This is a genomic window from Sorangium sp. So ce281, assembly GCF_051527395.1.
Lineage (GTDB): Bacteria > Myxococcota_A > Polyangia > Polyangiales > Polyangiaceae > Sorangium > Sorangium cellulosum_B.
Map to the genome: position 1 here is coordinate 9,304,529 of NZ_CP150322.1, position 20,089 is coordinate 9,324,617.

At 71.2% G+C, this 20,089-nt stretch carries 17 protein-coding genes; 9 read left to right on the plus strand and 8 right to left on the minus strand.

Annotated features, from left to right (window positions below; translation table 11 throughout):
• Nucleotides 1–11: 11 nt before the first annotated feature.
• Nucleotides 12–707, minus strand: coding sequence for a metallophosphoesterase (locus WMF27_RS35335; protein WP_437764468.1), 696 nt, complete (start codon nt 705–707; stop codon nt 12–14).
• Nucleotides 708–903: 196 nt separating this feature from the next.
• Complete coding sequence (glgC, locus tag WMF27_RS35340; RefSeq protein ID WP_437764467.1) at nt 904–2,172, minus strand: glucose-1-phosphate adenylyltransferase; 1,269 nt, start codon at nt 2,170–2,172, stop codon at nt 904–906.
• Between the two features lie 471 nt (nt 2,173–2,643).
• Here glgC and WMF27_RS35345 point away from each other — a divergent pair, with 471 nt between their 5' ends.
• Complete coding sequence (locus tag WMF27_RS35345) at nt 2,644–3,348, plus strand: hypothetical protein (protein ID WP_437764466.1); 705 nt, start codon at nt 2,644–2,646, stop codon at nt 3,346–3,348.
• A 43-nt stretch (nt 3,349–3,391) separates the two neighbouring features.
• Here the strand turns inward: WMF27_RS35345 and WMF27_RS35350 are convergent, their stop codons facing one another.
• Together WMF27_RS35350 and WMF27_RS35355 are read right to left on the minus strand one after the other, a co-directional pair.
• Nucleotides 3,392–3,778, minus strand: a complete 387-nt coding sequence (locus tag WMF27_RS35350; protein WP_437764465.1) for a hypothetical protein — start codon at nt 3,776–3,778, stop codon at nt 3,392–3,394.
• 99 nt (nt 3,779–3,877) lie between these two features.
• Nucleotides 3,878–4,246, minus strand: a complete 369-nt coding sequence (locus WMF27_RS35355; protein WP_437943294.1) for a hypothetical protein — start codon at nt 4,244–4,246, stop codon at nt 3,878–3,880.
• 303 nt (nt 4,247–4,549) lie between these two features.
• Here WMF27_RS35355 and WMF27_RS35360 point away from each other — a divergent pair, with 303 nt between their 5' ends.
• From WMF27_RS35360 to WMF27_RS35380, 5 genes are all read left to right on the plus strand, one after another.
• Nucleotides 4,550–6,448, plus strand: a complete 1,899-nt coding sequence (locus tag WMF27_RS35360; RefSeq protein ID WP_437764463.1) for a chloride channel protein — start codon at nt 4,550–4,552, stop codon at nt 6,446–6,448.
• A gap of 328 nt (nt 6,449–6,776) precedes the next feature.
• A complete protein-coding gene (locus WMF27_RS35365) occupies nt 6,777–7,244 on the plus strand; it encodes a response regulator (RefSeq protein ID WP_437764462.1) in 468 nt (155 codons plus the stop codon).
• 53 nt (nt 7,245–7,297) lie between these two features.
• Nucleotides 7,298–8,926, plus strand: a complete 1,629-nt coding sequence (locus WMF27_RS35370; protein WP_437764461.1) for a circularly permuted type 2 ATP-grasp protein — start codon at nt 7,298–7,300, stop codon at nt 8,924–8,926.
• Nucleotides 8,923–9,960 (plus strand): alpha-E domain-containing protein, encoded by a 1,038-nt coding sequence (locus WMF27_RS35375; RefSeq protein WP_437764460.1) that lies wholly within the window; start codon nt 8,923–8,925, stop codon nt 9,958–9,960. The genes WMF27_RS35370 and WMF27_RS35375 overlap by 4 nt, the downstream gene beginning before the upstream one ends.
• A gap of 23 nt (nt 9,961–9,983) precedes the next feature.
• Nucleotides 9,984–11,729 (plus strand): class II glutamine amidotransferase, encoded by a 1,746-nt coding sequence (locus WMF27_RS35380; protein WP_437764459.1) that lies wholly within the window; start codon nt 9,984–9,986, stop codon nt 11,727–11,729.
• A gap of 206 nt (nt 11,730–11,935) precedes the next feature.
• On the opposite strand, the gene WMF27_RS35385 is transcribed toward WMF27_RS35380, so the two are convergent.
• Nucleotides 11,936–14,056: a glycosyl hydrolase gene (locus WMF27_RS35385; protein ID WP_437764458.1), complete on the minus strand. Its 2,121-nt coding sequence runs from the start codon at nt 14,054–14,056 to the stop codon at nt 11,936–11,938.
• 298 nt (nt 14,057–14,354) lie between these two features.
• The gene (locus WMF27_RS35390) at nt 14,355–14,918 is read right to left on the minus strand and encodes a peroxiredoxin (protein WP_437764457.1); all 564 of its coding nucleotides are present in this window, start codon (nt 14,916–14,918) and stop codon (nt 14,355–14,357) included.
• Nucleotides 14,919–15,535: 617 nt separating this feature from the next.
• Between WMF27_RS35390 and WMF27_RS35395 the strand changes: the two genes are divergently transcribed.
• Complete coding sequence (locus WMF27_RS35395) at nt 15,536–16,720, plus strand: acetyl-CoA C-acyltransferase (protein WP_437769968.1); 1,185 nt, start codon at nt 15,536–15,538, stop codon at nt 16,718–16,720.
• Nucleotides 16,717–17,592: an MBL fold metallo-hydrolase gene (locus WMF27_RS35400; RefSeq protein WP_437764456.1), complete on the plus strand. Its 876-nt coding sequence runs from the start codon at nt 16,717–16,719 to the stop codon at nt 17,590–17,592. Before WMF27_RS35395 ends, WMF27_RS35400 begins: the two co-directional genes overlap by 4 nt.
• Before the next feature lie 87 nt (nt 17,593–17,679).
• On the opposite strand, the gene WMF27_RS35405 is transcribed toward WMF27_RS35400, so the two are convergent.
• The gene (locus tag WMF27_RS35405; protein WP_437764455.1) at nt 17,680–19,155 is read right to left on the minus strand and encodes a HAMP domain-containing sensor histidine kinase; all 1,476 of its coding nucleotides are present in this window, start codon (nt 19,153–19,155) and stop codon (nt 17,680–17,682) included.
• Between the two features lie 8 nt (nt 19,156–19,163).
• Between WMF27_RS35405 and WMF27_RS35410 the strand changes: the two genes are divergently transcribed.
• Nucleotides 19,164–19,703 (plus strand): PfkB family carbohydrate kinase, encoded by a 540-nt coding sequence (locus tag WMF27_RS35410; protein ID WP_437764454.1) that lies wholly within the window; start codon nt 19,164–19,166, stop codon nt 19,701–19,703.
• Between the two features lie 113 nt (nt 19,704–19,816).
• Here WMF27_RS35410 and WMF27_RS35415 read toward each other — a convergent pair whose 3' ends face one another.
• Nucleotides 19,817–20,059, minus strand: a complete 243-nt coding sequence (locus WMF27_RS35415; protein ID WP_437764453.1) for an MbtH family protein — start codon at nt 20,057–20,059, stop codon at nt 19,817–19,819.
• Nucleotides 20,060–20,089 lie beyond the last annotated feature (30 nt).

Sequence of the window (20,089 nt, forward strand, 5' to 3'; positions counted from 1 at the left end):
GCGGAGCATTTCTAGCGCCCCACATAACGCCGGCGCGCCGGGACCGAGACGAGCACCTCGCTGCGCGACGCCGGCGGCGGGACGCGCTCGCCGTCGTGGAGCACCATCGCGGTCAAGCGCCCCCCGTAGACCGCGCCCGTGTCGATCCCGGTCGCCCACGCGTGCATCTGCGGCTCGCTCCGCGCGTTGTGGCCGAACACCACGTGCGGCGGGCCCTGGTACGTCTGGCCCCACAGCGTCTTGCCCCCGCGGCGCTCGACCGGCTCGCCGTAGCGGCCGAGGCAGCGCACGTACATCAACGTGTGCGGATCCTGTCGCTCGATCGGCAACCCGGGGATCAACCCTGCATGGACCACACGGAGCCCGTGCTCCGGCAGATCCAGCCAGAACGGCAGCGTCTCGATCCACGCCCAGTCCCGCTTGCGCAGCTGCTGCGCGGTCTCCTTCGAGAGCTCCCCCAGCGGCTCGCCGCGAGGATCGCTCCGCCCGGCACGCCAGCGGAGCAGCCGATCCTCGTGGTTGCCCCGCACGGAGATCGCGCCGACCTCCCGGAGCAGATCGAGCGTTCCGCACGGATCAGGGCCGCGCACGATCAGATCGCCGACCATGACGACCCGATCGCCCGATACGAGGCCCACGTGCTCGATCAGCCGCGCCAGCTCATCCCGGCAGCCGTGAACGTCACCGATGATGATCGTGCGCGGCATCGCACACCCAACGTAGCAGGGACGCCCGTTCCATGGGGGGCGCCCGGGCCCGTCCCCGTGGACGCGGCAGGACCGCGCGGCCCGGCCGGCGAGCGCCACGCGCCGCCGCGCGCCGCGATCGAAATTTTACATGCAATTCAGGAGAGTTACGCGCCGGCCACCCGGACGGCGCCGCGCTGGGCCCTGGTCAGGCGCATTACGGGGAGTCGATCTTGGCGCGCTTCGGGATCACGACGATCCCGCCCTCGCTGACGAACCACTTCTTGCGGTCCTCCTCGAGGTTGAAGCCGATCTCGGCGCCGGCGGGGATCTCGACGTCCTTGTCGATGATGCAGCGGCGGAGCTTGACGTGGCGCCCGATCTTGACGTCCTCGAACAGCACGCACTCCTCGATGTGGCTGAAGGAGTTCACGCGGACCCGGTTCGAGAGCACGCTGCGGTGGATCCTGCCGCCGGAGATGATGCACCCGAGCGAGACCAGGCTGTCCGTGGCGATGCCGACGCGCGCGTTCGCCTCGTCGCGGAAGACGAACTTGGCGGGCGGGTCGTGGCTGATCCCGGTCCGGATGGGCCAGCGCGGGTTGTAGAAATTGAACGCCGGCTGGATGCTGACGAGATCCATCTGGGCCGCCCAGTACGCGTCGATCGTCCCGATGTCGCGCCAGTACCCCGCGCCCTCGTCCTCGCCGGGGACGCGGTTCTCGTGGAAATCGTAGACGTAGACGCGGCTGCCGCTCTGGACCATGCGCGGGATGATGTCGCGCCCGAAATCGTGCGCGCTGTCCTCGGTCGCCGCGTCGTGCTCGAGGACGTCGAGCAGCGCCTTCGTCTTGAAGATGTAGTTGCCCATCGACGCGAGGCACATGCCCGGCCTGCCGGGCATGCTCGGCGGATCCTGCACCTTCTCGTGGAAGGCGAGGATGCGCCCCGACTCGTCGCACTCGATGACGCCGAAGGCCCGGGCCTCTTCCTTCGTCACCGGGATGGCGGCGACGGTCACCTCCGCGTCGCGCGACAGGTGATCGTGCAGCATCTGGCGCACGTCCATCTTGTAGACGTGGTCGCCGCCGAAGATGCAGAGGTGCTCGGGCGACTCGTCCGTGATGACGTGCTGGGTCTGGTAGACGGCGTCCGCCGACCCCTTGAACCAGCTCTTGCCCGTGCGCTGCTGCGCAGGGACGGTCTCGATGAAGCTGTCGAGCATCGGCGAGAGGCGCCAAGCTCGGGCGATGTGCTCGTCTAGCGACGCGCTCTTGTACTGCGTCAGGATCTTGATGCGGTGGAGGCCGGAGTTGACGAAGTTCGAGAGGACGATGTCGATGATCCGGTAGCGGCCGCCGAACGGCACGGCCGGCTTCGCCCGGTCGTGCGTCAGCGGGCCGAGCCGGCGGCCCTCGCCGCCGGCGAGGATCATCACCAAAACCTTCGACGCTTCGAAAGCGGCGCGCAGGGAGGTCTCGCGCATGGGACGGAGAGGGTACTCGATCGATGTTGCCATCGCGAAGAGCGGAAACACGTCCTTCGCGTATTCGAGGCAACCCCGGGACCGGGAGAACGCCGCGGAGACCCGCGCAACCCGGCCTGGCGGCGCCGGGCGGAGCCCGGGCGGGTCGCGCGCGCGCCTCGCCGAGCCCGCCTCTCGCGCCCTCCTGCCCCGCGCTCGGGCCGGCGTCGGCAGCGGCCCGCCGCGCTCTACCGCCCTCCGCCCGCCCTCCGCCGCGCGCCGGTGCGCGACGAGGCCCGATGAGCCCGATGAAGAGAGGGGGACGTCTCCGTTTCTCTTTACGATCGACTCGCGGCCGTGTTAGCCGTTTCCGCCGCCGCGCGCGCATGCGAGAGGCGCCTGACCCGCACGCGGCGCACCGCTGTCCGGGGGCTATTCCAGCGCTGGATCTTTCCTGCTGGAGGTGCCCGTCACGCTGACCTTGGAGATGCCATGAACGCCCGATTCGGTCGAACCCTCCTCGCCGCTATCCTCCTCGTCGCGGGCACTTCAGGGTGCGGAACGGACGAGCAGCCCTACCAGGCAAAGCCCGCCTTCAGCGGCCGCAAAGCGACGCTGCCCGCGGTGCCGACGCTGCCCGCGAAGAACAAGAAGCAGGGCGACGCTTACACGGTCTGGGGCGTCACGCACGACCTCCGGAGCCGCGTCCACTTCGAGGACGTGAACGGCAAGAAGCTCTCGATCGTCGGCTACATCGTCAAGACGAACCTGGCGGAGGCCCCCGCCTGTGCCGTGCACAAGACGGGCAAGGGCGACCCGCCGGACTGCAAGGCGCCGGTCCCGAGCTTCGCGATCGCCGACGAGAAGGGCGAGACGAAGGACATGGTCGACGTCATGGGCTGGGCGTCGAACTTCGCGCAGATCTACAGCATGATCGAGGCGATCGACAAAGCGCCGCGCGGCAAGGAAGGCGAGGCGAAGCTCACGGACGAGTTCTGGGGCCAGGAGCTGCCGAACCCGATCCCGGCCGTCGGCGCGAAGGTCAAGGTCACCGGCACCTACGGCGTGACGTTCACGAAGTCGACCGGCGGCGCGGCGGCCAACCCGAAGTACGGCATCCTGGCCGCGGAGCAGATCGAGTACCTCGAGCCGCCGCCCGAGAAGGCCACCCTCCCCGGCATGAAGCGCAAGCCCTGACGCGGCCGCCGGCGGCGGCTGTGCGCCGTCGCGCCGCGCCGCTTCACGTCAGGATGGACCGGATCCCGCTGCTCGGCTCGGTCGCCGCCGACTCGAAGACGGCGTCCACGAGCAACCGCCGCGCCGACGCGTCGTCCGCTTCCCGGCGATCGACGCGCACCAGCGACGCCGGCGCCTGACGGGTGATCGCGTCGAACACCTCCCGATCGAACCGGTACAGCTCCTCCCCCACGATCACGGCGTACAGCTGCGACGCCGCGCTCGTCGCCCGGAGCGAGCGCAGATCGCACTCGCGCACCGTCACCCCGAGCCGGGCCCCTGCCTCCCGGCACGCGGCGACGAGCTCGGCAGGACAACCGGCCACGATCACGAGCGGAGCGGGCGGAGCGCTCGGGACCACGGCCTGGCGCGGCTTCGTACCGTCCTCCATAGGCACCTCAGCGTACGCCACGAGTCGAGTACGCCGGCAAGGGAATTGTTTCGTCTGGCACCACCGGCGAGCCCGTCTTTCTGCGCGAGACAGCGGCGATCAACGCACCCCCGCTCCCTGCTGGATGTGCCATCCCCGGCCCTCTTCCACGCCGATGAAACGGATCCGCCCCGACCGCTCCATATCATCGACGAGCTCCTCCGCCTCGAGCTGCGAGATGTCGATCCGCTCACAGAGCACGTCCCGGAACCGGGTCTTGCCCTGCACGTAATCCTCATCGATCAGCGAGCCGAGCGAGCCCGCCAGGATCTCGGCGGCCAGCTCGAGCGCCACAACGGGCGTGACCACGGTCTCGGCGGTCGTGCGGACGCTCTCGTCCGTCGTCTGGATGGCGGCGTCGCCCATCGTGACGCTGGCGTCTCCGGTGATGAGGGTGCCGTACTCGACGGTGCTCCGATCGGTCGTCATGACTCCACCTCGTCCGGGCTCGGGCGGGTCCGGATGCCGCGCCCGCGCCAGGCTTCCTTCCTCGCTCATGGAGCGCGGGAGGCCCGAGCGGAAGTCGAGCGTAGACCGAGCGGAAGCTGAGCGGAGGCTGAGCGGAGGCTGAGCGGAGGCTGAGCGTAGACCGCGCGGAGGCCGACACCGCGAGGGCGCCTCCCGGGACGGCGATCCTGGCGGCGATTTCAGGCGGCAACCCGCCGAAGATCAGGGAAGCTACCGCTCCTGCCAGGCCCATCGCTCGAGGGGGAGGCCCTGGGCCATGAGATCATGACGTTGTCCCGCGAGTACTCCCCATCACGCCCCAGCCGCACGGGGGCGGCGCGCACGCCGATCCCCCGCGCGCAGGGGCTGATCCCGTTCCAGCTCGTCGGTCGGGTGCTGCTCCACGCGATCCTCGTCGGCGTCACGGCCGGCGTCGCCGGCTCGCTGTTCTTCGCCGCCCTCGAGCTCGCAGAGCACGAGCTCTTCATCGCGGTCACCGGCTACGAGCCGCTCCGCGCCAAGGGCGAGGCGGTGCTCTCGCGCGCGCGCATCGGGGCGTTCCGGCCGTGGCTCGTCCTCGTCCTGCCGGCGTTCGGCGCCCTCGTCGGCGGGGTGCTCACGACGGCGCTCGCGCCCGAGACCCGCGGCGGCGGCGGCGACGCCTTCATCCGGGCGTTCCACCACTTGGGCGGCAACATCCGCCGCCGCGTCCCGGTGGTGAAGGCGCTCGCCTCCATCGTCACGCTCGGCTGCGGCGGGTCCGGCGGGCGCGAGGGGCCCACGATGCAGATCGGCGGCGCGATCGGCTCGATCATCGGGCGCGCCCTCCGGGTGGACACGCGCGAGCGGCGGATCCTGCTCATCGCCGGCGCGGCCGCGGGCATGGCGGCCGTGTTCCGCACGCCGCTCGGGGCCGCGCTCCTCGCCGTCGAGGTGCTGCACCGCGACGACTTCGAGGCCGACGCGCTCATCCCCTCCATCCTCGCGAGCGTCGTCTCGTACTCCGTCTTCATTTACTTCTTCGGCGAGTCGACCCTCTTCGCGCACGCGCCCCGCTACCCGTTCATCCCGAGCCACCTCCCCCTCTACGCCGCGCTCGCGCTCGTCGTCTCGCTCGTGGCCACGGTCTTCCTCCAGACGCTGCACGCCGTGGAGCACACGATGCACCGGATCCGCCTGCCGCCCTGGGCGAAGCCCGCGCTCGGCGGCCTCGCGCTCGGCGCGCTCGTGACCCCGCTGCTCATGCTCCTCGGGCCGCGCTTCGACAGGCCGGGGCAGGGGTTCGGGATGCTGGGCGCGGGGTATGGCGCGGCCCAGATCGCGATCACGGGGGCCCCGTGGCTGCCGAGCGGGTGGACCGCGGTGCATCTCCTGCTCGTGCTGCTCGCCACGAAGATCGTCGCGACCTCGCTCACCGTCGGCTCGGGCGGCAGCGCGGGGGATTTCGGCCCCTCGCTCGTGCTCGGCGCGCTCACGGGCGGGGCCTTCGGGCGCGCGGCGGAGCTCCTCCTCGGCGACCCGCGCATCGACCCCGGCGCGTTCGCGCTCGTCGGGATGGGCACGTTCTACGGCGGGATCGCGCACGTGCCGATCGGCTCGCTCGTCATGGTCTGCGAGCTCGCCGGCAGCTACGACCTGCTCGTGCCGCTCATGCTCTGCGAGGGCATCGCCTTCGTGGCGCTCCGGCACAGCACCCTGTACCGCGCGCAGGTCGCGACCAAGCGCGAGTCGCCGGCGCACCGGGATGAGCTCATCGTCGACGTGCTCCGCAGCATCCGCGTCGCCGACATCGTCATCCGCAGCCGCCCGTTCGTGTCGTTCGAGGCGCGGACCCCCGCCACGATCGTCGTCGAGCGCATCGCGGCGTGCGAGTGGCAGGACACCTTCCCCGTGCTCTCCGAGGACGGCAAGGTCGTCGGCACCATCGACGCCGAGATCCTGCGCGCCACCGCGACGAGCCCCGAGCTCTCGGGGCTCGCGATCGCGCACGACATGATGGCGAGCCCCGCCTCGGTCAGCGAAGCGGAGGACCTGCACCACGCGCTCCAGGTGCTGCTGGAGCTGCGCGTGCGAGAGCTCCTGGTCACCGACGCCGAGGGCAAGATCGTCGGCATCCTGGACGAATCCGACGTCACGCGCGCCTACCACGACGCGACGGCGCAGCTCGAGGGCGCGGGACAGTAGGAATCTCGGAACAGGCGGCCGGCGACGACGCACGGCGGACGCATGGCGCGCTCGCCCTGGAAATTCGGGAATAGCCAAACTTCCCGCGCCCGCGCGTCCACGCGGCCCGGCGCGCGCGCGTCATGGGCGTGCGCGCGCGGATGTCCCGGTCGCGCCGCGCGCCCGATCGTGGTTCGGGCGTAATGACGCAAGCGCGCGGCCCCCACCGCTTTCGGGAGTCTCCCGAGCTTTCAATCTTGGATTCCACGCAGCGACGGAACGGAGCGCGTGGGGAATACTCTCGTTCATCCGGAGAATTCGGGGTCCGGAGAGCGCGGGGGAGAACGGCATGCTGGTCGATACGCTCGGAGGTCGGACGGTGCGGCGCAACGCGGAAGTACGAACACGATCGAGCGCGCCGAACAGCCGCGCCAAGCTCGTGGTCGTCGTGGACGACGAGCCGAACATCCAGGAGGTCGTGAGCATGATCCTGGAGAGCGAGGGCGGCTACGAGGTGCGCTGCGCCTCGAACGGCGAGGAGGCGCTGGCGCTGCTCGACCAGATCGCGCCGCCGGATCTGCTCGTCGTCGACATCATGATGCCGGTGATGGACGGCTGGGGCCTGCTCACGGCGCTCCGGCACAACGAGAAGACGGCCCGTATACCAGTCATTGTTTCATCCGCGTCTTCAAAACATGACGCGACGAGCCTCGGTGTCGCTCGGGTGCTGCCCAAGCCGATCGACTACGACGCCTTCCTCGCCGCGGTCGACGAGCTCACGCGCTCCAGAGAGCGGCAAGCCCTCGACGCCGAGTAGGCCGAGTCGATCAGCCGACCGCGCCACTGCCTCCATCGCGTCAGAAACCGCAAATGGCCCATGGACCTCCAGGGCCGTCCAGCGGTAGCTTCACTCCAGTGTTGTTAGAGAACCCGGGTGCCGGCCTCTTCGCCGGCTACGCTCCCCTCCCCGGCGCCTACGACGAGCTGTTTGGTCGAGACGGCGCTCCTCGCCCCGAGTTCCTGCGCACTGCCACGCTCCTCGGCGCGCTCGCGCCGAACGAGTTCGCGCGCGCGCAGCACCTCGCGGAGCTCGCCCTGCTCAACCAGGGCGTCACGTTCTCGGTCTACGCGGATCAGCGCGGCGCGGAGAAGATCTTCCCGCTCTGCCTCATCCCCCGGCTGCTCTCCGCGGCGGACTGGGCCCACATGGAACGGGGCCTCGAGCAGCGCGTCCGCGCGCTCGGCCTCTTCCTCGACGACGTCTACGGGGACCAGCGCATCCTCAAGGAGGAGCGCGTCCCCCGGGACCTCGTGCTCGGCTCCGGGCAGTACCTGAAGCAGGTCCACGGCCTGCGGCCCCCGGGCGGCGTGCGCATCCACATCGCGGGCGTCGACATCATCCGCGATCCGGCCGGGACCTTCCGGGTCCTCGAGGACAACCTCCGCACGCCGTCCGGCGTCTCCTACGTCCTGGAGAACCGGCTCATCAGCAAGCGCGTCCTGCCGCACCTGCTGGACAAGGCGCGCGTGCAGCGGGTCGACCATTACCCGGCCCGGCTCGCCGAGACGCTGCGCTCGGTGTCGCCCGCGAGCCCGAGCGGCACGAGCGCCGTCGTGCTCACGCCGGGGCCCTACAACTCGGCCTATTTCGAGCACAGCTTCCTCGCGCGCACGATGGGGCTCGAGCTCGTGCAGGCCCCCGACCTGTTCGTCGATCAGGACCAGGTCTTCGCCCGGACGACGCGCGGCCCCCGCCGGGTCCACGTCATCTACCGCCGCATCGACGAGGCGTTCCTCGACCCCGAGGCCTTCCGCCCCGACAGCCTGCTCGGCGTGCGCGGCCTGATGCGCGCCTACGCCGCCGGCAACGTCGCGCTCGCGAACGCGCCCGGCAACGGCGTGGCGGACGACAAGGCCGTGTACCCCTTCGTGCCGGAGATGATCCGCTACTACCTCGGCGAGGAGCCGGTCCTCGAGCAGGTGCCCACCTACCTCTGCATGCGCGACGACGACCGGCGCTATGTGCTCGACCACCTCGACCAGCTGGTCGTCAAGGCGGTCGACGAGGCCGGCGGCTACGGCATGCTGATGGGGCCGCAGTCGACCGCCGCGCAGCGGGACGAGTTCCGGGCGCGCATCCAGGCGACGCCGCGCCGCTACATCGCCCAGCACCGGGTCGAGCTCTCGACGAGCCCCACCTGGGACCCGAGCGGGAAGACCGCGGTCCCGAGGCGGCTCGACCTGCGCCCCTACGTGCTGACGGGCCGCGACGGCTCGTGGGTGCTGCCCGGCGGGCTCACGCGCGTCGCCCTGGTGGCCGGCTCCTACATCGTCAACTCGAGCCAGGGCGGGGGCTCGAAGGACACCTGGGTCCTGAAGGGCCCAGGGGAGAGCGCGCAGCGCACGCCCTCGGTCGGCGCTGCCGACACGGGCCCTGCTGCCACGAACAACGACCCTCCCGGCGCGGCGCCGGGATCCGACCCCCCGGAGGCCTCGTGATCTCCCGCGTCGCCGATCACTGCTTCTGGTTCGGCCGCTACCTCGAGCGGACCGAGAACATGGCCCGCATCCTCGCCGTCACGCAGAACCTCGCGCTCGACGCCGAGATCCCGGCGCACCAGTGCTGGCTGCCGGTCATCATCGTGGCCGGGCAGAAGGCGCACTTCGAGGCCGAGCACGGCGAGGAGGCCGCGGCCGACGGCGAGCTCGTGCAGCGCTACATGAGCTTCGACGAGGACAACACGACGAGCCTCCGCAGCTCGATCTCCGCCGCGCGCTGGAACACCCGGTCGATCCGGGAGGTCGTCAGCCTCGAGGTGTGGGAGACCGTCAACGAGCTCCACCTCTGGGTAAACAGCGACGAGGCGCGGGAGGAGTTCAGGTCGAGCCGCTACGCCTTCTACCGGCGCGTACGCCAGCTCACGCAGCTCTGCCTCGGGCTCACGCAGAGCACGATGCTCAACGACACGCCGCTCGATTTCATCTGGCTCGGCGTGCTGCTCGAGCGCGTCGGGCAGACAGCGCGCACGCTCGACGTGCACCACCACGCCCTGACCCACCTGCCGCCGCCGCCGCCGTCCGAGATGAGCGCCCAGACGCAGGGCGCGCTGCGCAGGCAGCACCGGGTCGTGGAGACGGCGCTCTGGCTCTCGCTCCTCCGCGCCTGCTCCGGGTTCGAGCCGTTCATGAAGCTCAACCAGGGTCAGGTGAGCGAGCAGGCTGTCGCCCAGTTCCTCCTGTACGAGCCGCGCTTCCCGCGCTCGATCCGGCACTGCGTCCACGCGGCGTTCGCGCGCCTCTGCGAGATCCGGCCGCCGGACAGCGTGGCGCTCCCCGGCGGCGAGAGCCTCGAGCGGCTCCAGCTCCTGCACCAGTGGGTGGCCGACAGGGCCACCGAGGCGTTCGACCCGATGGCGGTCCACGCGGCGCTCACCCATGTGGTCGACGAGACGGCGATGATCTGCGACGGTATCGGGCGCGAGCTGCTCGGTTACGGGCCGCCCGACAGTAGCCCCACGGTCACGAGCCAGTAGCCGCCAGAGTCGCCGACGCACCCATGCCGAATCTCCTCGCGATGTCGTTCGAGGGCGAGCTCGCCCCATGCTTCGATCTCACCTGCCTGCGCCCCGGGCGCAAACTGCCTGACGGCTGGGGCATCGGCTACTACCCCGGCGGCGAGCCGAGCGCCTCGGTGCTCAAGGAGCCGGCGCCGCCGCAGGGGAGCATCCGCAGCGAGCTCGTGAAGGCGTGGGAGCACCTCGAGTCGTCGCTGCTCGTGCTGCACATCCGCACGGCGACGTGGGGCAGCGTCAACGACGCCAACACGCAGCCGTTCAGCCGGAGCTGGGGCGGGCGCGACTGGCTGTTCGCGCACAGCGGCAGCCTCGTCGACCGGATCGAGGTCGATCCCAAGTCGCTCTTCCAGCCGGTCGGCTCGACGGACACGGAGCTCATCCTGTGCGAGCTCATGCGCTGGATGGCGTCGGAGAACCTCCGGAGCGTCGGCGACGTCGACCCGGCGGTGCTGCGCGACTGGTTCGACGAGATGAACGAGCACGGCCCCCTCACGACGGTCCTGGCCGACGGCCGCGATCTGGTGGTCTACGCGGATCGCGATCGCGAGGGGGACGCGTTCCTGTGGGAGGTGCTGCCGCCGTACGAGCGCCTCGCGTTCGGGGACGACGATCTGGAGGTCGACCTGACGCGCCGGGGGGTCAAGAGCCGCAAGGGCGTCATCGTCTCGTCGGAGGAGCTCAAGGTCCACGCGGGCGGGCGGGCGGCGACCTGGAAGCGCGTGCCGCCGGGGCACCTCGTGGTGCTGCGGCAGGGGGCGCTGCGGGCCACGGCGACCCCGCACACCGACCGGCGCAAGGCGTCGGCCTCCGTGCCGCCGCTCTCGTCGCGCCCGGTCCGCCGCCCCGTGCACGCGGCCATCCGCCGCTTCCAGGTGGTGCACCGCACGTCGTACCACTATGCGACCGCGGTGGAGCGCAGCACGCACCTCCTGCGGCTGACGCCGGCGCACGACCGGCTGCAGTCGCTGCTGCACAACGAGATCCACGTGTCGGTCGAGGGCCAGCAGCGCGAGTACGACGACGTCTTCGGCAACCGCACGCGGCGGGTGCTGCTCGACACGCCGTTCCACGATCTCGTCATCGAGTCGAGGTCGCGGGTGGAGCTGCTCGACACCGATCCGCTGAGCTTCCGCCCGCTGCGCGCCCGGTCGACGATCCCGCTCGTGTGGATGCCGTGGCAGCGCCAGGTCCTGCAGCCGTTCCTCCTGCCGCCGGAGCTGGCGGAGAGCGAGCTCGCGGAGCTCATCGAGTACGCGATGACCTTCGTGGAGCGGAACGGCTACGATCTGCTCGACACGCTGCTCGATCTGAACGCGTCGATCTTCGAGGAGTACGAGTACAAGCAGGGGTCGACGAACCTGTTCACGACGGCGTTCGACGTGTACGCGAACCGCCGCGGCGTGTGCCAGGACTTCACGAACCTGTTCATCTGCCTGACGCGGCTGCTCGGCGTGCCGTCGCGCTACGTGTGCGGGTACATCTACACGGGGCCGAAGCACGAGAACCAGCGGCAGGGCGAGGCGTCGCACGCCTGGGTCCAGGTGTACCTGCCGGAGATCGGGTGGAAGGGCTTCGACCCGACGAACGGGATCCTGACGCAGACCGATCACATCCGCGTCGCGGTCGGGCGCAACTACGTGGACGCGACGCCGACCTCGGGCACGATCTACGTGGGCGGCGGGGCGGAGCGCCTCGCGGTCGACGTGCGGGTCGAGCCCATCGATTGAGGGGGCGGCGGGCTCACGGCCGCAGGTGGTAGGTGGTGCTTTGGCTGAAGGTGGGGGTCTTTTGAACCGCCAAGGACGCCAAGGACGCCAAGACATCACAAGATTCTTGGCGTCTTATGGCGCCTTGGCGGCTCCATCATCCCGGCAGGGTGGGGGAATTCCCCCACCACCGGGCCGCGGGGAGATCGATTGCGAGGGCAGCCGGCTCAGGGCCGCGTGGCGATCCAGTAGAGGAGCGCGGTCCGGCTGAGGCCGTCGTCGAGCTCGGTGAGCGCCTGCGCGTCCTCCCAGGCCGCCTCCTTGTCGACGGTCGCGTGCGCCGCGATCAGGAACGCTTTCCAGGGGTCCTCCGCGTCCTGCGTGGTCTCCGAGATCACGGGCCACGCGTCCTGGACCCAGTCCTTGGAGATGAGCGACTCCGAGATCGGCGTGATCGGGAGCAGCTGGATCCCATAGACGTACTCGGGGTTGGGGCCGAACCACGTCCCGAAGTCGGCCTTCGTGGACCAGAGCACGCCGACAGCGCCGTTGTTCTTGAACGGCTCGGGGTAGACGATGCTGTCCGAGGTCACCTGCCAGTACTTCTGCGCCGAGGCCGTCTCCATGGCGAGGAGCACCCGGCCGAGGTTCTTCACGTCCTCGTTCTCGAGCGCCTCGCCGAGCAGCTGCATGCTGTACCAGGCGTTGACGGCCTCGGAGGTCGACTCCTGGTTACGGCCGTCCGCGAACGGGAACAGCCCTGACGCCCACGAGTGGCCCCTGAACCAATCCATGTTGCGGAACGGCGTGAAGTACGTGTCCTTCGCGCTCGGGTTCGCGATGTCCCGGACGAGCCAGAGCGCCTTGTCCCCGTACTCCTCGCGCCACGTCTCATCGCTCTTCGCCAGCACGGCGGCCGCGTAGAGGAAGTAGCCGTAGTGGAAGTGGTGATCGTTGTAATACGCCTGGCCGAAGTCGGCGGCCTGGTCCGCCAGGCCGTTGGTCGTCACGAGGCCGCCCCAGGTCGTGTCGTAGACGAGGGGGTTGTCGTTCTGGCCGTTGAGCCACGGGTTGAGGCGCGACTTGAGCCGCGCCCTGAGCTCTTCCGCGAGATCCGCCTTGCCGACCACCTCGGCGATCTGCGCGAGGCGCGCGAGCTTCGCGATCTGCTTGCCCCCGAAATAGGGGTCTGTCCCGGCGACCGCCGCGTCGGGCATGAAGCCCTTGTCCTCCTCGAGGGCCGCGATGATGTCGTCGCCCCAGTCGTCCGAGGCGCGGCGCGGCGCGTCCCAGCCGATCGTGCTGAGCGGGTACTCGAGCTCCCAGCTCGCGCCGGAGATGCCCTTCATCTGACCGATCACGGTCGGGTGCGAGACGTCCGCCGCCTTGAACATATCGAGGTGATCCAGATGGTGCGGCAGCGCCATGGTCAGGAGATCGCCCTCGCCCTCGGTCTTCCAGACGAAGCGCACCCTGGCCTCGTCCTCGGTGACCGAGGCCTCGATGTCGCCGCCGACCGGGATGGCGGCGGCGTGCTTGTCGAGCACGGCCGCGGCGTTCGGCCCGGGGACGAGCGCGAGGCGGAGCGAGCCCTCGTACGGCTCGTCCGCCATCATGGAAAGGGCGTCCCACTCGAGGCTGATCTCGGGGAACGCATAGAGCACCCACGTCTGGCCGTTGTTGAGCGTGATCTCGAATCGGTCGCCCGTGACCGTGGTGGGGCTCGTCGACTCGCCGTTGACCTCGGTGATCGCCACGCCGTCGCCGGCGCGGACGGAGGGGGCGAGCCCGTCGTACGTGGCCGTCACGTACGGCATCCCGTACACGATGGGCGCCGTCATCGTGCCGCCCTGCGCCGCCCACTCCACGGTGACTGACAGGAGATCGGCCGACTTGACGGTGTGGCCGGCGAAGGCCTGGCGCGCGCTGAGCGCGAGCTGCGTCAGGTCCGCCGAGGTGACGGACGCGCTCTCCACCACGACGGCGGGCCGGGAGATCGACAGCGCCTGTCCGACCGCCTTGAGGTCGTACGGCGCGGCGTTGATCCGCTGATCGCCCTGGCCGAGCGCGAAGTTCATCCAGGTGGCGTTCGTGGGGAGCGGGGCCTTGAGATCGGCCAGCACGGCGCCCGGCGCGAGCGGGTGCTCCGCCTCCGCGAACTCCGGCTCGACGTCCGACAGCGGCTTGCTGCGGTCGAGATCCCACGTCTCGACCGGCACGCCGCCGGTGCCGCCGCTGCCGCCGCTGCCGCCGTCTCCCCCGCTGCCTCCGCCGCCGTCGCCCTCGGTCACCTTGGGCGGCGGCTCGTCATCGCCGCACGCGGCGATCGCTGAGAGGCAGCTCAGCAAAGCAAAAGTCCGTAGCATCGGATGCTTCAACATCATAATCCAGCTCCCTCGCTCCCTCGCTCCAGCGCTCATCGCTCCACCTGCCACGAAGCGGATCGAGAGATGAGCCCTGGTGTCGTGGTAGTTTCATCGATTTGCAAGCAACGGCACAGATTCTTTCATGAAGCGCCGGGCCCGTCCAGCTTGGCGAGCCCGCCGTCCCCGCGCCGGAGGCCCTCGCGATGCCATCCATCAGGCGATCGACAGCCCGCACGCCCCGAGTCGACGATGTCGTTTGTTCGACGGTTCCTGGGGTCCTTTATCGAGTCTTCGCGGGCGCCTTGGCCGCGCGCTTCGCAGGCGCCTTGGCCGCGCTCTTCGGTGTCGCCCGTGCTGAAGGCGCGGGCGGCGCCTCGCCTCTGCCGCCTCCGCGCACGATCGCGAGCACCTCGTCCGCGTGTCCGTCGACCTTCACGGCGCCGAAGGCGTGCTTCACCGCGCGGTCGGGGCCGATGATGAAGGTGCTCCGGATGGTGCCCATCACCTTCTTGCCGTACATCGACTTCTCGCCGTAGACGCCGTAGGCGTTGTGCGCGGCGAGATCCGGATCGCTGAGGAGCGTCACCCCGAGATCGTACTTGTCCCTGAACTTCCGGTGGCGTTCGACGGAGTCGCGGGAGACGCCGAGCACGACGGCGCCGGCGTCGGCGAAGGCGCGCAGAGCCGCGGAGAAGGCCTGGGCCTCGCGCGTGCAGCCGGGGGTGTCGTCCTTTGGATAGAAGTAGAGGACGACCGTCTTGCCCGGGAAATCCGCGAGGCCCACCGTCTTACCGCTGTCGCTTTCGAGAGAGAAGTCGGGGGCACGATCGCCTGCATTCACCATCGCTCGTTCGCTCCTTGTCCGCCCGGGCGCAGGGAGGACAGCCCCCCTTCCCCATCGGCGCGCACGATATCACGCGACGTCCCCGGCGTACCACATAGCGCCCCCCGGCCCGCGCCAGCGTCGCCGCGCGCCGCGCCCAGGCGACGAGTCGGCGGGGCCTCGGCCCGGAGGGCGCTCAGGGCCAGCCCGGATCCGGCTCGGGCGGAGCTTGGGGTCCGTCCGAGGGCGGCCGCACGACGACTGCGCTCCACTCCGGGTTTCCCGCGCCTGCGCGCGGCGGCGGCGCCCCTCGCGCGAGGCGCGGCGCGCGGCGGCTGGGTGGTGACATACGATCTCGAGGGGATCGCGAGAGCCCGGTCGCGAAGAGCCCGGCCGGCGGAGCGAGGCAGGGGGGCGATCGATGCGATCGATGCGATCGATGCGATCGATGCGATCGATGATCGATGTGAACCCGCGAACCGCGCGAACCGGACGAACCGCGCAGGCAACCGCGCGGGCAGCGGGGCGTCGCGGGGCCGGCTTGCCCCCCCAGGCCAGCCGAGGTACCCAAGGCACATTCGCAAGGCGCACGGCTGGCGTCATCGAATGACATGGCATCAGCGCTGCTGGAGGAGATCATGACCCTGCCCGTCCCCGTGTATATCGTCGCAGCGGCCCGGACGCCGATCGGCGCGTTCCAGGGCGCACTCTCGCCCTTGCCCGCCCCCCGCCTGGGTGAGGTCGCCATCCGGGCGGCGCTCGAGCGGGCAAAGCTGTCTCCGGAGGCCGTCGAGGAGGTGTTCCTCGGCAATGTCCTGTCCGCCGGTATCGGGCAGGCTCCGGCCCGGCAGGCCGCCATCTTCGCCGGCATCCCGAGCAAGGTGCCGGCCACCACCGTGAGCAAGGTCTGCGGCTCGGGCCTCCAGGCCGTCCTCTTCGGCGCGAAGACGGTGGCGCTCGGCGACGCGGACGTCGTCGTCGCCGGCGGCATGGAGTCGATGTCGAACGTACCCTACTACCTCCCGCAGGCGCGCTCCGGCTACCGCATGGGCGACGGCAAGCTCGTGGACGGGATGATCCACGATGGCCTCTGGGATCCGTACGGTAACTTCCACATGGGCACCGCGGGCGACGCGTGCGCCAGGGAGCACGGCTTCTCTCGGGAAGCGCAGGACGAGTACGCGAAGGAGAGCTTCCGCCGCGCTGTCGCGGCCCAGCGCGAGGGGCTCTTCGCCGCGGAGATCGCGCCCGTCTCCGTCCCGCAGAGGAAGGGCGACGCGGTGGTCGTGAAGGAGGACGAGGGCCCGCCTGCGGGCAAGCCCGAGAAGTTCGCGTCCCTGAAGCCCGCGTTCCAGAAGGACGGGACGATCACCGCGGCCAACGCGTCGTCGATCAACGACGGCGCGAGCGCGCTCGTCCTGGCGAGCGAGCGCGCCGTCAAGGAGCACAAGCTCACGCCGCTCGCGCGGATCGTCGGCTATGGCGGCGCCGCGCAGGCGCCCGAGTGGTTCACGACGGCGCCGGCCGCGGCCATCGCGAACACCACGAAGAAGCTCGGCATCCCGACGGACCAGATCGACCTCTTCGAGGTGAACGAGGCGTTCGCGGTGGTGGCGCTCGCGGTGAACAAGCTCTCCGGGCTCGACGCCCAGAAGGTCAACGTCCGCGGCGGCGCGGTCGCGCTCGGCCACCCGATCGGCGCGAGCGGGGCGCGCATCCTGACGACGCTGCTCTTCGCCATGAAGGACCGGAACGCGAAGCGCGGCCTGGCCACGCTCTGCATCGGCGGCGGCGAGGCGCTCGCGGTCGTCGTCGAGCGGTGATCCGCCCGCAGCCCGTCGGGCCCGGCGTGCGCGGCGTGGAGGCCTTCCCCGCGCGCACGCCGACCCTGCCGCCCGCGACCCACACGAACAGCTACGCGCTCGGCGGCGGCGAGGTGCTGCTCGTCGAGCCGGCCACGCCGTACGAGGACGAGCGCCGCGAGTGGCTCGCCTGGGCGCGCGGCTTCGCCTCCCAGGGGCGGTCGCTCGTGGCGATCGCGGTGACCCACCACCACGCCGACCACGTCGGGGGCGCGCGCTTCTTCGCGGCCGAGCTCGGCTTGCCGGTCTGGGGGCACGCCGAGGCGGCCCCGCGCCTCCCGGGCGTCCCGCTCGCGCGCCGCCTCGCGGACGGGGAGGTGGTGCGGCTCGGCGGGCCGGAGCCGACGGCGCTGCGGGTGCTCCACACGCCGGGGCACGCGCCCGACCACCTCTGCTTCCTCGACGAGGCGCAGGGCGCCCTGGTCTGCGGCGACATGGTGGCCGGCGAGGGGACCATCCTGATCGATCCCCGGGAGGGCGACATGGCGGAGTACCTCGCGCAGATCGAGCGGCTCGCGGGGCTCGGGGCGCGGGTCGCGCTGCCGGCGCACGGCGGGCCGATCGGCGCGCCGGAGGCGCTGTTCCGGCGCTACATCGCGCACCGGCTGGGGCGGGAGCGGCTGGTGGTCGCGGCGCTCGAGGCGGCCGGCGAGGACGGCGCGGGCGGCGCGTCGCTCGAGGCGCTCTTGCCGGTCGTCTATGCAGACAAGGCGCCGGTCGCCTGGCCGCTCGCGCGGCTGAGCCTCGAGGCTCACCTGATCAAGCTGGAGCGCGAGGGGCGGGCGGTGCGCCGCGACGACCGATGGCGGCGCGCGGCGGGGACGGGCGCCTGACCGTACGGCCCGGCGGAGCGGGGTCGCTTCGTGGAGGCGTCGCCCTTCGCGCGCCGCACGTCGCGGCCTCGTGCACCGCCTCTCCCATCAGGACGCACGCGGCAGCTCGACCCGGAACACCGAGCCGGCGCCCGGCTCGCTCTCGACGAGGAGGCGGCCGCCGTGCGCCTCGACGATGCGCTTCGCCACCGCGAGCCCGAGGCCCGTCCCCGGGATCGCGCCCGCCGACGCCTTGAGGCGCTGGAACGGCTCGAAGAGGTGCGCCAGATCCGCCGGATCGATCCCGACCCCGCGATCGCGAACCGCGATCTCGGCGCGGCCCGCGCCGCCGTGGACCGCCACATCGATCGGGCCGCCGGCGGGAGAGTACTTGAGCGCGTTCGACAGGAGGTTGTTGAGCACCTGCTGGATCCGCGTCGCATCGCAGCGGACGAGCACCGGCGCCTCGGGGAGCGAGAGCTCGATCGGGTGCTCCGGCGACACCGGGCGATAGAGCTCGGCCGCCTCCTGCACGAGCTCGCGCAGGTCGCGCGCCTCGACCCGGAGCTCGAGCTTGCACGCCTCGATCTGTGACGCGTCAAGGAGGTCCCCGACCATGCGCTCGAGGCGATCGACCTGCCGTCCGACGAGCGCCATGGTCCGCTGCACGCGCGGCTCCGACGGGGGGCCTCCGTCGTTGAGGAAGCCGACCGACAGCCGGAGCGCCGAGAGCGGGTTCCTGAGGTCGTGCGCCACGCCGCCGAGGAACGCGAACCGCGCCTCACGCTGGCGCTCCAGCGACTCCGCCGTGCTGTTGAAGGCCCGCGCGATGTCCCCGAGCTCGCGCGGCCCGACGAGCGGCGCGCGCACGGCGCGGTCCCCCGCGCCGTAGCGGCCGATCGCCTCCTGGATCGCGACGACGGGGCCGTAGACGAGCCGCCGCGCGCTGATGAGGACCAGGGACGCGCCGGCCATGAAGAAGAGGACGGCCGCGACGCCGGCGGTGGTCGCGCGCTGACCCAGACGCTCCACGAGCGCCTGGGACGCGCGGGCCTGATGGAGGTTGATCTCGACCAGGCCGTCGAGGGCATTGAACGCCTCGTCGAAAGCGAGCGAATCGGTGGCCGGCGCCGGCGCGTCCGGCGAGGGGGGTGAGCCGCCGGCATCGCCGGCTCGACGCCCGACGAGGTACTCGTCGACGCGCCGCTCTGCGTCGACGAGCATGCCGCTCTCTTCCTGGCTGCTCACGTGACGGTGAGCCTCCGCAAGGCCCTTCCTTAGCTCGCTCTCCCACTCGTGGAAGGTGGAGATCGGCCCGCCGCTGGCGGCCCCGTTGTCGCGGTGGATCTGGTGTGCATCGAGGAGGATGTCGATCTGCAGGCTGTGCACCAGGCGGACGCTCTCGATCGCGTCGCCGAGGATCCCGGTGGCCTGCTGCATGGTCGCCGAGGCGGCCATGAGCGCGGCGGCCACGGCGATCGCCGCGCCCGTGAGGAGAAATGTCGCGATCCCGAGGAGCGTGCTCAGGCTCGGCTGCCGCGAGGAGCCGAGCTCTGGCGCGCGCCGCGCCGCTGCTGATTCCATGGCGTCGATTGGTCCGATTTCGCGCCCGAGGCAACTCGGACGCATCGTCGCCCCCGAGCGGCGCGGCCGTCCGCGCTCGCCCGTCTGGCGCGTCGCCTCGCTGGGCAACTTACTTCACCGGCGCCGACCCCGAGAGCCTGCGCCTCGCGCGCGCCGCGCGTCGCCTCGTGGTGACCGCCCGCAGGGGCGCGGCGCTCCGGGCGGCGGCGATCGCCCCCGACGTGGTCATCGGCAGCGCCTCCGATCCGCGCGAGAACGCCCCGCTCGACGCGTACGACCCCTGTCCCGACGCGCTGGTGCTCACGGACGGGCCGCGGCCCGTCCGCGTGCTCCGCCCGGGGAGCGCCGCGCTGGTCGACGCGCCGCCCGCGCCGGACCGCGTCCTCGGCGAGTACGGCGCCGGCGATAGCTTCGCCGGCGCCCTCGCCTACTATCTCGCCCGCGGCCTCCCCGTCGAGGAAGCCTGTCGCCTCGCTGGACCGCACGGCGCCGCCGTGCTGCGCGGGATCGATCCGCTCGAGACGCAGAGGAGGCTTATCGCGCCGTGACTCGGATCCACGCCTGCGTGGAGGGATCCCGGCGCTTCGGTCGACATGAGCGGAGGGACGCCCTCGAGCCCGTTCCACCCCGTCATCGCCGCTCTCCTCACCTCATGACGGCGTCAGGAGAGCCACTCCGCGCGCGCTCGGACGGCGACCTCCGCCGGGGCGCATCCCTCCGCCGGGGCGCGCAGGCGCTCCCATGCCTGCTCTATATAAGCGAGGCACTCCATGATGGATCCCTGCTTGCCGGCCTCCCGCGACCCGCGCGGGATCGCGCGCTCGACAGGGCAGACGGTGTACTGCTTCTCGTGATCGACGACGACGCGATAGGTGGCTGCGTCCTGCCGCTCTTCCTGGTTCATCTTCCCCTCCGCGGGTCGGCCCGATTGCGC

What these genes read in the sequence shown, in the direction of transcription:
- WMF27_RS35335 (WP_437764468.1), bottom strand. Translation starts at nt 707, where the DNA reads ATGCCGCGCACGATCATCATCGGTGACGTTCACGGCTGCCGGGATGAG.
- glgC (WP_437764467.1), bottom strand. Translation starts at nt 2,172, where the DNA reads ATGCGCGAGACCTCCCTGCGCGCCGCTTTCGAAGCGTCGAAGGTTTTG.
- WMF27_RS35345 (WP_437764466.1), top strand. Translation starts at nt 2,644, where the DNA reads ATGAACGCCCGATTCGGTCGAACCCTCCTCGCCGCTATCCTCCTCGTC.
- WMF27_RS35350 (WP_437764465.1), bottom strand. Translation starts at nt 3,778, where the DNA reads ATGGAGGACGGTACGAAGCCGCGCCAGGCCGTGGTCCCGAGCGCTCCG.
- WMF27_RS35355 (WP_437943294.1), bottom strand. Translation starts at nt 4,246, where the DNA reads ATGACGACCGATCGGAGCACCGTCGAGTACGGCACCCTCATCACCGGA.
- WMF27_RS35360 (WP_437764463.1), top strand. Translation starts at nt 4,550, where the DNA reads ATGACGTTGTCCCGCGAGTACTCCCCATCACGCCCCAGCCGCACGGGG.
- WMF27_RS35365 (WP_437764462.1), top strand. Translation starts at nt 6,777, where the DNA reads ATGCTGGTCGATACGCTCGGAGGTCGGACGGTGCGGCGCAACGCGGAA.
- WMF27_RS35370 (WP_437764461.1), top strand. Translation starts at nt 7,298, where the DNA reads ATGGCCCATGGACCTCCAGGGCCGTCCAGCGGTAGCTTCACTCCAGTG.
- WMF27_RS35380 (WP_437764459.1), top strand. Translation starts at nt 9,984, where the DNA reads ATGCCGAATCTCCTCGCGATGTCGTTCGAGGGCGAGCTCGCCCCATGC.
- WMF27_RS35390 (WP_437764457.1), bottom strand. Translation starts at nt 14,918, where the DNA reads ATGGTGAATGCAGGCGATCGTGCCCCCGACTTCTCTCTCGAAAGCGAC.
- WMF27_RS35395 (WP_437769968.1), top strand. Translation starts at nt 15,536, where the DNA reads ATGACCCTGCCCGTCCCCGTGTATATCGTCGCAGCGGCCCGGACGCCG.
- WMF27_RS35405 (WP_437764455.1), bottom strand. Translation starts at nt 19,155, where the DNA reads ATGGAATCAGCAGCGGCGCGGCGCGCGCCAGAGCTCGGCTCCTCGCGG.
- WMF27_RS35415 (WP_437764453.1), bottom strand. Translation starts at nt 20,059, where the DNA reads ATGAACCAGGAAGAGCGGCAGGACGCAGCCACCTATCGCGTCGTCGTC.